At 61.0% G+C, this 13,957-nt stretch carries 13 protein-coding genes; 7 read left to right on the top strand and 6 right to left on the bottom strand.

All coding sequences use genetic code 11. The annotated features are described in order from the left end of the window. The first annotated feature begins 16 nt into the window (after positions 1–16). From AB8A38_RS11465 to AB8A38_RS11455, 3 genes are all read left to right on the top strand, one after another. Positions 17–991, top strand: a complete 975-nt coding sequence (locus AB8A38_RS11465; protein WP_439086076.1) for an NAD(P)H-dependent flavin oxidoreductase — start codon at positions 17–19, stop codon at positions 989–991. A 49-nt stretch (positions 992–1,040) separates the two neighbouring features. Beyond that, positions 1,041–2,225 (top strand): ABC transporter substrate-binding protein, encoded by a 1,185-nt coding sequence (locus AB8A38_RS11460; protein ID WP_439088504.1) that lies wholly within the window; start codon positions 1,041–1,043, stop codon positions 2,223–2,225. 78 nt (positions 2,226–2,303) lie between these two features. Continuing rightward, on the top strand, positions 2,304–3,821 hold the full coding sequence (locus tag AB8A38_RS11455; RefSeq protein ID WP_439086075.1) for an acyl-CoA synthetase: 1,518 nt from the start codon (positions 2,304–2,306) through the stop codon (positions 3,819–3,821). Positions 3,822–3,918: 97 nt separating this feature from the next. Here the strand turns inward: AB8A38_RS11455 and AB8A38_RS11450 are convergent, their stop codons facing one another. Beyond that, positions 3,919–5,412, bottom strand: a complete 1,494-nt coding sequence (locus tag AB8A38_RS11450) for an aldehyde dehydrogenase family protein (RefSeq protein ID WP_439086074.1) — start codon at positions 5,410–5,412, stop codon at positions 3,919–3,921. 262 nt (positions 5,413–5,674) lie between these two features. Between AB8A38_RS11450 and AB8A38_RS11445 the strand changes: the two genes are divergently transcribed. Together AB8A38_RS11445 and AB8A38_RS11440 are read left to right on the top strand one after the other, a co-directional pair. Continuing rightward, positions 5,675–6,526, top strand: a complete 852-nt coding sequence (locus tag AB8A38_RS11445) for an SDR family NAD(P)-dependent oxidoreductase (protein WP_439086073.1) — start codon at positions 5,675–5,677, stop codon at positions 6,524–6,526. 20 nt (positions 6,527–6,546) lie between these two features. Then, a complete protein-coding gene (locus AB8A38_RS11440; RefSeq protein WP_439086072.1) occupies positions 6,547–7,527 on the top strand; it encodes an aldo/keto reductase in 981 nt (326 codons plus the stop codon). Between the two features lie 146 nt (positions 7,528–7,673). On the opposite strand, the gene AB8A38_RS11435 is transcribed toward AB8A38_RS11440, so the two are convergent. Further along, entirely contained in the window at positions 7,674–9,176 is a 1,503-nt protein-coding gene (locus tag AB8A38_RS11435; RefSeq protein WP_439086071.1) for an aldehyde dehydrogenase, read from the bottom strand. 300 nt (positions 9,177–9,476) lie between these two features. Here AB8A38_RS11435 and AB8A38_RS11430 point away from each other — a divergent pair, with 300 nt between their 5' ends. Beyond that, entirely contained in the window at positions 9,477–9,656 is a 180-nt protein-coding gene (locus tag AB8A38_RS11430; RefSeq protein WP_315841085.1) for a hypothetical protein, read from the top strand. A 115-nt stretch (positions 9,657–9,771) separates the two neighbouring features. Then, on the top strand, positions 9,772–9,990 hold the full coding sequence (locus tag AB8A38_RS11425; protein ID WP_439086070.1) for a hypothetical protein: 219 nt from the start codon (positions 9,772–9,774) through the stop codon (positions 9,988–9,990). 20 nt (positions 9,991–10,010) lie between these two features. On the opposite strand, the gene AB8A38_RS11420 is transcribed toward AB8A38_RS11425, so the two are convergent. The 4 genes from AB8A38_RS11420 to AB8A38_RS11405 form a co-directional block, all read right to left on the bottom strand. Beyond that, complete coding sequence (locus AB8A38_RS11420; RefSeq protein ID WP_315841087.1) at positions 10,011–10,139, bottom strand: hypothetical protein; 129 nt, start codon at positions 10,137–10,139, stop codon at positions 10,011–10,013. 114 nt (positions 10,140–10,253) lie between these two features. Next, positions 10,254–10,382 (bottom strand): hypothetical protein, encoded by a 129-nt coding sequence (locus AB8A38_RS11415; protein ID WP_439086069.1) that lies wholly within the window; start codon positions 10,380–10,382, stop codon positions 10,254–10,256. Positions 10,383–10,585: 203 nt separating this feature from the next. Continuing rightward, entirely contained in the window at positions 10,586–11,911 is a 1,326-nt protein-coding gene (locus tag AB8A38_RS11410) for an HlyD family type I secretion periplasmic adaptor subunit (RefSeq protein ID WP_439086068.1), read from the bottom strand. A gap of 9 nt (positions 11,912–11,920) precedes the next feature. Next, positions 11,921–13,699: a type I secretion system permease/ATPase gene (locus AB8A38_RS11405; RefSeq protein WP_439086067.1), complete on the bottom strand. Its 1,779-nt coding sequence runs from the start codon at positions 13,697–13,699 to the stop codon at positions 11,921–11,923. Positions 13,700–13,957: the final 258 nt, after the last annotated feature.

Below are 13,957 nucleotides of genomic sequence, written 5' to 3'. Positions count from 1 at the left end.
ATATAAGGAAACGCCTATGTCGCTCCCCAAAGCTCTCGATGGCACCCTCGAGCTGCCCGTGCTCGGTTCCCCGCTGTTCATCGTCTCCGGTCCTGAACTCGTCATTGCGCAATGCAAGGCCGGTATCGTCGGTTCGTTTCCAGCGCTGAATGCGCGGCCGGTGGAAGTGCTCGATCAGTGGCTGACGCGCATCGAGGATGAGCTCGGCGAATACAAGGCGAAGAATCCCGGCAAGAAGGTTGCGCCCTATGCGGTGAACCAGATCTGCCACGCGTCCAACGATCGGCTGATGAAGGACATGGAGACCTGTGTGAAGCACAAGGTTCCGATCATTATCACCTCGTTGCGTCCGCCGTCAGAAATCGTCGAAGCCGCGCATTCCTATGGCGGCGTCGTGTTTCATGACGTTATCAACGTCAAGCATGCGCGCAAGGCAGCCGAGCAGGGCGTCGATGGACTGATCCTGGTCTGCGCCGGTGCGGGTGGCCATGCCGGCACGCTGTCGCCCTTTGCGCTGGTGCGCGAAGTGAAGCAGTGGTTCAAGGGGACTGTGCTGGTATCTGGTGCAATCTCGGACGGTTACGGGATTGCATCGGCGCTCGCGCTCGGCGCAGACCTCGCATATATGGGTACGCGCTTCATTGCGACCGAAGAAGCCAATGCCGACCCGGCCTACAAGAAGGCGCTGACCGAATTCGCCGCGCATGACACGGTCTACACCAACCTGTTCACTGGCATTCACGGCAACTATCTCGGCCCGTCCATCGCAGCCGCCGGTCTCGATCCCGATAATCTACCGGTGGCCGACAAGACCAAGATGAATTTCGGTTCCGGCGGCAACATGAAGGTCAAGGCCTGGAAGGATATCTGGGGCTGTGGCCAGGGCATCGGCCAGATTACCGATGCACCGTCGGTGGCTGAACTCGTCGACCGTCTGAAGAACGAATATGCGGAGGCGACCTCGGACTTTGCGAGACGGGCACGCGCATAAGCGCGGCCCGATAAAAACAAAACGGGAGTGGACAATCATGGCATCAGTGATGCTGAAGACGCTTGGGCTGTTTGCTCTTGCCGTAGGTCTGCATGCAACGACGCAGGCGACCGCCAACACCAAGGAAGAAATAAAAATCGGGCAGACGCTGCCCTATAGTGGCCCGCTGTCGGGCTTCGGCGTGATCGGCCGCGCGCAGGAAGCCTATTTCGCCAAGCTTAATGCCGACGGGGGCATCAACGGGCGCAAGATCAAGTTCATCAGCCTCGATGACGCCTATTCGCCGCCGAAGACCGTGGAACAGACCCGTAAGCTGGTCGAGCAGGACGAGGTCCTGATGATGTTCGGGACACTCGGTACCGCGACCAACAACGCGGTGCATCGCTACCTGAACAGCAAGAAGATTCCGCAACTGTTCGTGCTATCAGGCGCGACAAAATGGGCCGACCCGAAGGCATTCCCGTGGACCATGCCGGGCATGGCCGCATATGAATCGGAAGGCGTCGTCTATGCCAAGCACATCCTGAAGACCAAGCCGGATGCGAAGATCGCCATTCTGGCGCAGAACGACGATCTCGGAAAAGACTATGTGGCCGGCTTCAAGCGGGCCTTGGGCGACAAGGCCGCGAATATGATCGTGTCCGAGGCGACCTACGAGACCAGCGCTCCGACGATCTCATCGCAGCTCGCGGCGCTCAAGTCGTCAGGGGCGAATGTCCTGTTCGGCGCGGTCGTCGGAAAATTCTCGTCGCAGATGATCAAGGGCGTCGCCGAGATCGGCTGGAAGCCTGACCTGATGTTCGTCCCCACGTCCGCTTCGTCGATCACCTTTCTGGAACCGGCAGGTCTGGACAACGCCACCGGCCTGATCACGTCGAGTTATCAGAAAGACATCAACGACGCTTCATGGGCCAACGACGAGGACGTGAAGGCCTATTTCGCCTTCATGAAGGAAAGCCTGCCGTCGGCTGACCCGCGCAATACCAACTATGCGACGGGGTTCCTGAACGCGCACCTTATCACGCACATCCTCAAGGCGTGTGGCGACGATGTCAGCCGGGAGAACATTCTGCGTCAGGCGACATCAATGAAGAACGTCAAGCTGCCGCTGCTGTTGTCAGGTGTCACAGTCAATACTGACAAGGACGACTATCTTTCGTTCCAGCAGCTGCGGCTGCGCCGTTTCAACGGCAAGAACTGGGAAGGCTTTGGCGAATTGCTCGACGATCAGTGAGCGACTGTGCCATCACATAGACAGAAAAGAGATCGAAGCCGGCAATGGCTTCGTCGAAGAACAGAGTAAGGGCGGACTATGATTATCAGCGGCGACCGGGCGATCGGCTATCCGGACATCATGCAGCGCATCGCCAGGGTGGCGACCGGATTCAAGAGCCTCGGTGCGGGCGCCGATGCGCCGGTTGGCATGATGCTGCGTAACGATTTCGCCCTGTTCGAGACGGCTTTCGGCGCTGGCGCCCTCGGCGCACGTGTGGTGCCGATCAACTGGCATCTGAAAGGTGAAGAGGTCAGCTATATTCTTGCTGACAGCGGCGCGAAGCTGCTGGTTTGCCACGCCGACCTGTTGCCGCAGATCGCGGAAAGCCTGCCAAAGGGGTTGCCGCTTCTGGTCGTGCGCACGCCGCCGGAAATCTCCGCCGCCTATGGCATTCCCGAGGCCGCGACCGAAGTGCCTGCCGGCTGCACCGACTTCGATATCTGGCGCGAGCAGCAGGCGCCGATGGAGAACGCTCCCAAGCGCGCGCTGACCATGTTCTACACATCCGGCACCACCGGCCGTCCGAAAGGCGTGACGCGTGCGCCGATGACGCCTGAACAGGCAGCGGCATCCGAGCGCGTCGGCGGCATCGCCTATGGGCTGAAGCCGAATGAAGATCAGATCATCCTGATGAACGGGCCGATGTATCATTCGGCGCCGAGCTCCTACGGATTGATGGCATTCCGCCACGGCAGCACGATCGTCCTTGAACCGCGCTTCGAACCCGAGGATTTGCTGCAGCTCACGGAAAAGCATCGCATCACCAATATGCATATGGTGCCGACCATGTTCGTGCGGCTACTGCGGCTGCCGGACGAGGTGAAGTCGCGCTATGACCTGTCATCGTTGCGTTTCATCATCCATGGCGCAGCGCCGTGTCCTATCCATGTGAAACAGGCGATGATCACCTGGTGGGGACCGGTGATCAACGAATATCTCGGCTCTACCGAGACCGGCGTGCCGATCTGGCATTCGTCGGAAGAAGCTCTGAGGAAGCCGGGCACGGTCGGCCGCACCATCGAGGGCGGCGTGGTCAAGATCTTCGACGCCGATGGCAAGGAATGTCCGGTCAACGTGCCCGGCGAAATCTTCATGCGGCAGACCTCGGTGCCGGATTTCGACTATCAGGGCCGCCCCGACGCGCGGGCGGAAGCCGGTCGTGAGGGCCTGATTAGCGTCGGCGACGTCGGCTATCTCGATGAGGATGGCTATCTTTTCATGTGCGATCGCAAGCGCGACATGGTCATCTCTGGCGGTGTGAACATTTATCCCGCCGAGATCGAGAATGCGCTGATCGGTATGGACGGCGTGCGCGACTGCGCAGTCTTCGGCGTGCCGGATGACGAGTTCGGCGAACGGCTGGTCGGCTGCGTCGAACTCGAAGATGATGCGCAGCTCTCCTCGTCCGAGATCCAGGCCTATCTCAAGCAGCGGCTTGCCAACTTCAAGGTGCCGAAGGAAATCCACTTCCACGCGGCATTGCCGCGCGAGTCGACCGGTAAGATCTTCAAGCGCAAGCTGCGCGATCGATACGGTGCCGCGCCGGCTGCTTAATCGCCAATTGTCGTCGCAAGGGCTCCTTGCAATGACGGCGCAAAAAAGGCGCCGAACTCGTTGCTCGGCGCCTTTTCTCTTTCGAGGACAGCGGCGATCAGGTGTTGATCCAGACCGCCTTGATGTTGAGATATTCGTCGATGTGATGGACGCCGGACTCGCGGCCATAGCCGCTCATCTTGTAGCCGCCGAACGGCACCGCGGGATCCATCGCCTGATAGCAATTGATCCAGACCGAGCCTGCCTGCAGGGATTTCGCGAGGCGATGCGCCTTGCTGACATCCCTCGTCCAGACGCCGCTGCCGAGACCGAATGTCGTGTTGTTGGCGCGCTGCACCAGTTCGTCCATGTCGGTGAAGGAGATCGCCGAAATCACCGGCCCGAAGATCTCTTCCTGCGCGATCTTCATGGTGTCCTGGACGTTGGCGAACACGGTCGGCTGCACGAAGAAGCCCTTCGAAAGTTCGCCGTCCATCAGGCGGCCACCGCCGGACAGCGCCTTGGCGCCTTCGCCGCTTCCGGTGGTGAGATAACCGGTGACGCGATCGAGCTGTTCCTTGGAGACCAATGGCCCGAGCTGAGTGTCGGGATTGGCACCATTACCGACCTTCAACTTCCCAGCGAATTCGGCGACGCGGCCGACGAATTCGTCATAGATCTTCTTTTCGACGAATAAGCGCGTACCGGCGCTGCAGATCTGGCCGGAATTCGCGAACACCGCCATGGCGGCGCCGGGAACGGCGGCATCGAGGTCGGCATCCGAAAACACGATGTTCGGGGACTTGCCGCCGAGCTCGAGCGACACGCGCTTGAGGTTGCCGGCCGAGGCGCGGATGATCGACTGGCCCGTGAAGTGGGAACCGGTGAAGGCGACCTTGTTGACGTCCATATGCGAGGCCAGCGCGGCACCGGCGGTTTCGCCATAGCCTGGCACGACGTTGATGACGCCGGCCGGGAAGCCGGCTTCCAATGCCAGCTCACCGAGGCGTAGCGAGGTCAGCGGTGCTTCTTCCGCTGGCTTCAGCACAATGGTGCAGCCGGTGGCAATGGCAGGGCCGATCTTCCAGATGCTGGCTGACAGCGGCGAGTTCCACGGAATGATTGCGCCGACGACGCCGACGGGCTCTTTCAGCGTGTAGGAGAAGATCTCGCCTGGCAGTGAGTTTTCGATGGTCTCGCCGTAGATCAGCGTGGCCTGGCCGGCATAGAAGCGGAGCATGCCGAGGATGCGCTGCTTGCCAGCGAAAGTGCGCATGACCGGCGCGCCCATATCGAGCGTATCGAGCAGAGCGAGTTCATCGAAATGCTTCTCGACAAGGTCGGCGAATTTCAGCAGCAGCGCCTGGCGCTCGTAGGGTTTGGCCTTGCTCCATGGGCCTTCGAAGGCGCGGCGGGCGGCGGCGACCGCAAGGTCGATATCCCCAGCATCGCCTTCGGCGACGGTGGCCAGCAGTTCACCGGTGGCTGGATTATGCGTTTCGAACTTCTTGCCGGATTGGGCGTCCTGCCATTTGCCGTCGATCAGCATCTGCTTGTAGGAGCCGTTCGCGTAGGGGTGCGCGGTGGCAGAGATTGGCTGCATCAAGCCCATAATGTGATCCTCCCGGACGTTTGTTTGAAGTGCCGTTGTAGCGCGTGGAATATATCGTTTTCGCGAAACGGGTAAAGGCGGGGAACCCGAAACGACTTGCATGGGAGGTCTTCGCGACCAATTCATGATCGTGAATTCGTTCGCGGTGTCGTGAATGCGGATTAGTGTCGTGCGTGATATTGAGAGCGCCACGCTCATTTGTCCCGATCACGATCCCGATCGATTGGACGCCTTCTAAAATCCCGAATTGCTGGAGTGCACCATGCCCCACGCTGCTCTGTCCCCCGGTTCTGTTGCCGTCATTACGGGAGGCGCCTCCGGCATCGGCCTTGCCGCAGCAATTGCGTTTGCGCGGCTCGGCCTGCGCATCTGCATCATAGATTTGGGCGAAGATCGTCTGGTTGATGCGGCTGGCAAGATCGCCGGTGTGGCGCGCGGCGGGCGTGACGATGTGATGACGGCCGCTGTCGATGTCAGTGACGTCGGCGCGATGACCAGACTAGCCGCCGATGTTCAGGCGCGCTTCGGTGGCTGCGACGTGTTGATGAACAATGCCGGCATCCAGGTGCCGACCTCGGCGCTCGGCCCGCGCGACAATTGGGAGCGGCTCATCGGCGTCAATCTGTGGGGCGTCGTCAATGGCTGTCAGGCCTTCGCGGCGGAGATGATTGCGCGCAAGCGGCCGAGCCTGATCATCAATACCGGCTCGAAGCAGGGGATCACCACGCCGCCGGGCAATCCCGCCTACAATGTCTCCAAGGCCGGCGTGAAGGCCTATACCGAGGCGCTGGCGCATGAGCTCCGCAATACCGATGGCTGTCAGGTCTCCGCGCATCTTTTGATCCCCGGCTTTGTCTTCACGCCGCTCGCGGCCGGCGGGCGCACTGAGAAGCCGGATGCGGCGTGGACAGCCGAACAGACGGTGGACTTCATGATGCAACGGCTCGAAGCCGACGACTTCTATATCCTGTGCCCGGACAACGACGTGCCGCGCGCGCTCGACGAGCGCCGCATGTTGTGGGCCATTGGGGACGTCGTCGAGAATCGCCCGGCGCTGTCGCGCTGGCATCCCGATTATGCCGATGCCTTCGCAGAATTCGTCAAACGCAAATAAAACAACGAGGGAGAAACGCCGTGGACTACGTCAAATTTGGAAATACCGGCCTCGATGTCTCGCGTCTGTGTCTGGGGTGCATGACCTATGGCGTCTCCGATCGCGGCGCGCATGCGTGGACGCTGGATGAAGAGAACAGCCGGCCGCTGATCAAGCAGGCCATCGAGCTCGGCATCAATTTCTTCGACACGGCGAATGTCTATTCGGATGGCACGTCGGAGGAAATCGTCGGCCGCGCGCTGAAGGATTTCGTACGGCGTGATGACGTGGTGCTGGCCACCAAGGTGTTCAATCGCATGCGACCGGGGCCGAATGGCATGGGCCTGTCGCGCAAGGCGATCATGACCGAGATCGATCATAGCTTACGCCGGCTCGGCACTGATTATATCGATCTCTACCAGATCCACCGTCTCGACAAGAACACGCCGATCGAGGAGACGCTGGAGGCGCTGCACGACGTCGTGAAAGCCGGCAAGGTCCGCTATATCGGTGCGTCCAGCATGTATGCGTGGCAATTCTCCAAGGCGCTCTATACGTCGCGGCTGAACGGTTGGACCGAATTCGTCAGCATGCAGAATCATGTCAATCTGCTGAACCGCGAGGAAGAGCGCGAGATGTTGCCGCTCTGCGCCGATCAAAAGATCGCCGTGATGCCGTGGAGCCCGCTCGCGCGCGGGCGCCTGACGCGTGCATGGGATGAGGTGAGCGAGCGCCAGCAGAGTGATGAATTCGGCAAGACGCTCTACGTGCAGTCCGAGGCTTCCGATCGCAAGATCGTCGAGCAGGTTGCTGGCGTCGCCAAGGTGCGCGGCGTGCCGCAGGCACAGGTCGCGATGGCTTGGCTGTTGCAGAAGAAGGGCATCACGTCACCGATCATCGGCGCATCGAAGCCTGCGCATCTGACAGATGCGGTGGCGGCGCTGTCGTTGAAGCTGACGAGTGAGGAGATTTCTGCCCTTGAAGCGCCGTATGTGCCGCATGCGGTGGCGGGGTTTGGTTAGACAGCTGCGGAACGAGAGGTTTTCACGGATCTCTCCCCACGTCATTGCCGGGCTTGACCCGGCGATCTAACTTTCGGCGCGTGGGGCAAAGATGGATACGCGGGTCAAGCCCGCGTATGACGATCTAGAGTGAGGAGGCCAAGCCCCTAGCTATACCGCTTCTCCTTGCCGTCCTCGGCGTACCAGTCGAATGGTTCATCCGAGAGATTGACGATGACGTTCTGGATCTGGGTGTATTCCTCATAGGCGACGATGCCGTTCTCGCGGCCGATGCCGCTCATCTTGAAGCCGCCCCAGGGCGAGCAGGGGTCGATGCGGTGGTGGTCGTTGATCCAGACGATGCCACTCTCGAGCTGATGCGCCACACGGTGGGCGCGGGTGACGTCGCGGGTCCAGATCGAGGTGGCCAAACCGAATTCGGTGCCGTTGGACAGCGCGATCGCTTCCTCTTCGGTGTCGAACGGGATCACTACGACCACCGGTCCGAAGATCTCTTCCTGTGCGATCCGCATATTGCCCGCCACATTCGTGAAAATGGTCGGCTGGTGATAGTAGCCGTTCTCGAACAGCTTGCCGTCCGGGCGCTTGCCGCCGGCGGCAAGCGTCGCGCCTTCTTCCAGACCGATTTTGACGTAGCGCTCGGTGAGTTCGCGCTGTTTGGCCGAGACGAGGGGGCCCATCTGCGTCGCCATGTCCTGCGGATCGCCGATCCGGATCGCATTGGTGCGCTTCACCAGTTCGGCGACGACGGCGTCATGCACGGAGCGTTGCACCAACAGCCGAGCACCCTGCACGCAGGTCTGGCCGGTTGCGATGAAGGACGCGAACAGTGCAGCCGCGACGCCGCGCTCGATGGGCGTATCGTCGAACAGGATGACCGCGGCCTTGCCGCCGAGCTCGGCCGCCACCTTGGTGAGGTTGGCGCCGGCCAGTGATGCCACCATCTTGCCGGTCTCGGTGCCGCCGGTGAGGTCGATCTTCTTGATGCGTTTGCTGGTGGTCAGCGCCTTGCCGGCGGTGGCGCCGTAGCCGGGCACGACATTATAGACGCCGTCGGGCACGCCGGCTTCCTTGAAGATGTCGCCCAGCAGCAGAGGCGTGATCGGTGCCAGTTCGCTCGGCTTCACCACCATCGTATTGCCGGCTGCCATCGACGGCGCGATCTTCTTGGTGAGGATCAGGAGCGGATGATTCCATGGCGTCACATGGCCGACGACGCCCAGCGGGACACGGCGGGTATAGTTCAGGAAGTTGCCGCCGAAGGGCGGGACGGTGTCCTCATGGGTGCGCGCCAGCGCGCCGAAATAGCGAAACCATTCCGGCAGCCGGCCAAGTTGCGCGCTCATCTCGCGGCGGGCGCGGCCGATCTGGTCGACCTCGATGGTCACCAGTTCAGGGAGCTTCTTGGCCAGCAGCTCGCCGGCCCGGTGCATGATGTCGCCGCGGACTGCGCCAGGCGTCGCCGCCCAGATTTTGCCGGCGCGTTCGGCGGCGTCGATGGCCAGGTCGATATCCTTCTCGTGGCCCTCGGCGACATCGGCCAGATGGCTGCGGTCCTTCGGGTTCTCGATCCTGATGGTGCGGCCGGTCGAAGCTGGTTGAAACCGGCCATCGATATAAAGCCCGAACGGGCGACCATCGTTCATCATTGGCATGTCCTTGAATTTGCATCGTGATCGGCCTGACGGCGGTAGCCGCTTCGGCGGACTATGACTAATCAGAAACAGGTGATTTTGCGATCAACGCGCGGTTGCAGCGCGGTGATTGAAGCGGATCGCTGAAACCGATTGCAGAAAGTCGCCTGTGGATTCTTTGAGCCCGGAAAGGCGCTCTTAACCGGTACTCATGCACGTTGGCGATGACGCCGAGGACTCCGGTATCGTTTAATATTGACGCAACGCTTAGCCGATTATTGAAGGCAACCGAAAGCGCGGCAGGAGATTTTTTCAATGACCAAGCTGGACGCAGAAGTCGACGATCTCATCGCCGCCTGCCACGGCGACACCCGTGGCACCGTTGCTGCGCTCATTCTCGTCAACCAGCAGCTCGAGACCGAACTGGCCGAGCTGCGCGCGCAGATGGCCGCACGTCCGTCCGATGACCAGATGGTGCACGCCGTTCTGCACTGATTGGTGACTTGATGCAGCGCAAGTGCGCCACAAGATTCGCGGTGTATAAATTCAATCTCGGCTGGGATTCGGAACGCCCTTTTGGCGTAATCGGAATCCAGGGATGGAGGTTTGAATGCCCAGACAATTTGGACTGAAGGCGACACCGATGGCAGCGTCCGCGCCTGCGGCGTGCAAAACGACGCTTGGCCTGATCGGATGGATGTTTGCGCCGAAGAACCGCGTGTCGCGTGGTGCCGCAGCGGTGAGGCGCTTATCGTCATACACGGCGCTACCCTATGCGCCAGCAAGCTGGCGCGGCTCCCGTGGCCGGCGATCGGTCTCGGTCAACTGAAATCCGTGTGACATCGCGCGCTAGCGCGTCGAGCGTTTGTCGAGGGTGGCTCGTTCCTTGATTGGCGGCTCTTCCAGAAATTTGTTGGTCGGGGATGGGTCGTCCGTCAGCCAGTCCACGAAGTGGACGGCATTTTCGATCCAGTCCATCAATCTCGTCCAGGCGCGCGTCAGGGCATGTGGCATGCCGATTAGTCGCAGATAGCGCGGCTTGGGTTCAGTAGAGCAGCAAGAGCGGTGGATTAGGCTGTCAGGCGGCCTTCATCATTCTTGGCTTGTCGTTGCCAGTTGTGCAGTCGGTGGCGATCTGATCGTCACCAGTTGCCTGCGACGCAGGGCGGACTGCATCTCGCCGAACACTTCGACGACAGTGCGCAGCTCCTCGATCTGCATCGGCCTCGGTCCCTCGTGATATCCCCGCAAATACCTGGCCGCGGCGACGATCGCCGGCGAAAGCGGCGACTTCAGCTTGTCTTCGCCAAAGCGGGCGTCAGCGAATGAGAAGGAATGCGGTCGCGACGATGAAAACGAGAGCAAGTCCGCCAACCATTCGCCAGTTCTTCGATGCTTCCGCGTTGAGGCCGATGCGATTCGATTTAGTCGTGACGGAACGAGCGAGCCAGTTGGTCCTCGATTGGCTTGCGGAGATAGGAGAATGCCGTACGGGAGCCATTCTGAATATAGGCTTCGACCGGCATACCCGGGACAAGTGCCTTCTGGCCGAGCTTGGCGAGTTCTCCGTCGACGAGGGCAATACGCGCGACATAATAGGACACACCGGACTGCGGGTCTTTTGTGAGATCGGCCGCTATGCGGGTAAGTCTTCCGTTGAGATCCGGCGTGACAGCGGAATCGAATGCGGTGAAACGCAGCTTCGCGGATTGACCTAATCGGAGGCGGTCAATCATTTGCGGATCGACCCGCGCCTCGACCACGAGAGAATCTTTCTCCGGAACGATGAGCATCAACTGCTCGCCCGCGGTAATAACGCCGCCCACCGTATGAATCGTCTTCTGGTGAACCATCCCGTCCTGTGGCGCCCGCAGCATCACGCGCGCGAGTTGATCGACCGCCGCGATCCGGCGCTCGGAGAGATCGGCTATCTTGATCTCCACCTCGCGTAGCTCGGTCGCGATCTCGCGTCGCTGATCCTGCACGACCTGCAAGGTCTGTAGTTCTGTCTCGGTGATGCGGCCTTTGGCCCGCGCCGTTTCGGCGATCAATTGCCCTTCCTCGCCGATCAATCGCGCAGCCTCGCGTTCGAGTGTGGTCAGCCGTGCGTAGGGAATTAGATTTTTCTCGAAGAGCTGGCGAACCCCTTCGAGTTCGCGTTGGATCAGCCGGATCTGTTCGCGCTTCGACTCGATCTGAGCGGCAAGGCCATGGATCTCCTCACCGATCTGCGACGTGCGCTCGCGCAGTTGCGACTGTTGGCCGCTGACGGCTTCGCGTCGTCTGAGCAACAGGCTTGTCTCACCGGCGACGATCTCGGCGATCGCAGGCAACTCGATACGGTCCGCAAGCTCGCCCGGTATCACGAAAGCGTCGCGGCCATCCTGTTCCGCGCGCAGCCGCGCTCGGCGCGTCCAGAACTGGTTGAGCTGGTTTTCGATCAGCGCCAGGTTGGCTCGCGTCATGGTCTCGTCAAGCCGGACCAGAACGTCGCCTGCGCGCACGCGGTCCCCGTCATTGACAAGAATTTCGGCGACCACCCCGCCGGTCGGATGCTGAATCCTGCGCACGTTGCTATCGACGACGATCTGTGCGGGCGCTATCACCGCGCTCGCGAGTGGCGCGGTTGCCGCCCAGACGCCAGCGGTGGAGATCGCCACGGCGAGTATAGCCAGCCCCGCATATGTAGTGCGCTGGATATCGCGGAAGGGATCAGGGCGGCTTGGGTTGGACGCTGCAGAATTTGGCATCAGGTTTCCTCAGCTTCGGCCGTCAGCGGTCATGCGAACTTCGTGCACCGGCTGTGGCGCCACCTGGTTTGCAGGGTGTTGCGAAGCAAGCGCCTTGCGCAGGACTTCATCTTTCGGACCAAATGCCTGGACCTGGCCATTGGCGAGCGTCATCACGAGATCGACCCCTGCGAGAGCCGCCGGGCGGTGCGCGACGATGATGGCGATTCCGCCGCGCTCACGTACGCCCTTGATTGCCTGAGTCAAAGCAGCGTCGCCTTCGACGTCGAGATTAGCATTCGGTTCGTCGAGCACCACCATGAACGGGTCCCTATAGAGCGCGCGTGCAAGCGCTACCCGTTGCCGCTGCCCACCAGAGAGGGCAGCGCCGGCTTCGCCGATCCGCATTTCGAAGCCCTTTGGCAGGTTGAGGATCATGTCATAGGCGCCGGCGGCTTTCGCGGCGGCAATGACAGTCGGTCCATCCATCTCCGGATCGAAACGGGCAATGTTCTCAGCCACCGTGCCGTCGAACAGTTCGACATCTTGCGGCAAGTAGCCCATCAAGCCGCCCCGAACTTCCGCGGGCCACTGGTCGAGGGTTGCGCCATCGAGGCGGATCTCGCCGCGCGCAGCAGGCCAGATCCCGACCAGCGCACGCGCCAACGTGGATTTGCCTGACGCTGACGGTCCGATGATTCCAACAGCCTGGCCGGCCTTGAGCTGGAACGTGGCATTCTGAACGATGGCCTTGGTGCCACCCGGCGCGGCGACGAAAACCTGATCGACCGTGAGAATGTGTTGAGCACGTTCCGGCGCAACGGCAGAAGGGCTCTCGTCTTGAGACGACAGCGCTTCGCGTAGCCGCTGCCAGGCCTGGCGGGCGCCGACGAAAGGACGCCAAACCGAGATCGCCAGTTCGACGGGAGCCAGCGCACGGCTGCCCATGATCGAGGAGGCAATCATGACACCACTGCTGGCCTGTCCTTCGATTACCAGCCAAGCGCCTAATCCGAGCAATGCCGATTGCAAGATGAACCGCAGGGTCTTCGACAGCGTGCCAAGTGCACCAGCAATGTTGGAACCGTTCTGCTGAGCGGCGATCTGATCGGCATTGGCTGCGCCGATGCGTGAGATGACGCGTCGCTCCATGCCGAGGGCGGCGACGACCTCGGCATTGCGGCGTCCGGCCTCCAGCTGGATGTTGCGTATGGCGGCATTGCGGGATGCTTCTCGCGTGGGCTTCCGCGTCAGAATTTCCGTGAGAAGAGCAATGCCGAACAGAATGGTTGCGCCGCCGACCAGGGTCCATCCAAGATACGGATGCAGTAGGAAGCACCCGGCGAGATATAGCGGCATCCATGGCAGATCGAACAGCGTTGTCGGCCCGAGGCCGGACAGGAACCCGCGCACTGAATCCAGATCATGCGCGAGTTGAACACCGCCGCCGCGGCTGGACTTCAACGGTGATCGCAAAATGGCGGAATTCACTGGCTCCCACAATGCACCATCAAGTGCAGCTCCGATGCGTGTGAGGATCCGCTGGCGCAGCCAGTCGAATACGCCCTGCACGGCGTAGATCGCAATTACGATAACCGACAGCGATACGAGAGTAGGAATGCTACGTGAGGGAATGACGCGGTCATAGACCTGCAGCATGTAGATGGATCCGGTCAGCATCAGGATGTTGACCACGGCGGAGAACAACCCGACAGACAGGAATGCGCTGCGACAAGAAGCGAGAGCAGCGCCCGGAAGGTCTCGGTGTCTCGATCCGGCTGCTCTGTCTGCCGAAAATGCTGTGGTCATATTTCACCTGGGCCAGTAAGCGACAGCGATGCGCGCCGATCGAGTTCGTTATCTGGCTTCAGCGTCAACTACGTGACAGCGCGTGGACTGCGTGCGCGTGCAATGATGCAGTCGCTCGATCGGCCACACGAATTACGAGCGATGTTGCGCGGCAAGACACTGCAACAGCAAACACATTTGTTCTTGCGCATCGTGTACGTGAACTTCGAGCGTTGTCTGCCGCGTGATCGTTGGAGATTTCGAATTCAGTGTCGCTCG

The organism is Tardiphaga sp. 839_C3_N1_4, from assembly GCF_051811045.1.
Lineage (GTDB): Bacteria > Pseudomonadota > Alphaproteobacteria > Rhizobiales > Xanthobacteraceae > Tardiphaga.
Note: the sequence above shows the minus strand (reverse complement) of the source record. Positions and strands in the feature narration are given on the sequence as shown.

Excerpts from the sequence above, each read along its gene's own strand:
- AB8A38_RS11445 (WP_439086073.1), top strand. The coding sequence starts at position 5,675 with ATGCCCCACGCTGCTCTGTCCCCCGGTTCTGTTGCCGTCATTACGGGA.
- AB8A38_RS11430 (WP_315841085.1), top strand. The coding sequence starts at position 9,477 with ATGACCAAGCTGGACGCAGAAGTCGACGATCTCATCGCCGCCTGCCAC.
- AB8A38_RS11415 (WP_439086069.1), bottom strand. The coding sequence starts at position 10,382 with ATGCAGATCGAGGAGCTGCGCACTGTCGTCGAAGTGTTCGGCGAGATG.
- AB8A38_RS11410 (WP_439086068.1), bottom strand. The coding sequence starts at position 11,911 with ATGCCAAATTCTGCAGCGTCCAACCCAAGCCGCCCTGATCCCTTCCGC.
- AB8A38_RS11460 (WP_439088504.1), top strand. The coding sequence starts at position 1,041 with ATGCTGAAGACGCTTGGGCTGTTTGCTCTTGCCGTAGGTCTGCATGCA.
- AB8A38_RS11435 (WP_439086071.1), bottom strand. The coding sequence starts at position 9,176 with ATGATGAACGATGGTCGCCCGTTCGGGCTTTATATCGATGGCCGGTTT.
- AB8A38_RS11420 (WP_315841087.1), bottom strand. The coding sequence starts at position 10,139 with ATGGACTGGATCGAAAATGCCGTCCACTTCGTGGACTGGCTGACGGAC.
- AB8A38_RS11425 (WP_439086070.1), top strand. The coding sequence starts at position 9,772 with ATGCCCAGACAATTTGGACTGAAGGCGACACCGATGGCAGCGTCCGCG.
- AB8A38_RS11450 (WP_439086074.1), bottom strand. The coding sequence starts at position 5,412 with ATGGGCTTGATGCAGCCAATCTCTGCCACCGCGCACCCCTACGCGAAC.
- AB8A38_RS11455 (WP_439086075.1), top strand. The coding sequence starts at position 2,304 with ATGATTATCAGCGGCGACCGGGCGATCGGCTATCCGGACATCATGCAG.
- AB8A38_RS11405 (WP_439086067.1), bottom strand. The coding sequence starts at position 13,699 with ATGACCACAGCATTTTCGGCAGACAGAGCAGCCGGATCGAGACACCGA.
- AB8A38_RS11465 (WP_439086076.1), top strand. The coding sequence starts at position 17 with ATGTCGCTCCCCAAAGCTCTCGATGGCACCCTCGAGCTGCCCGTGCTC.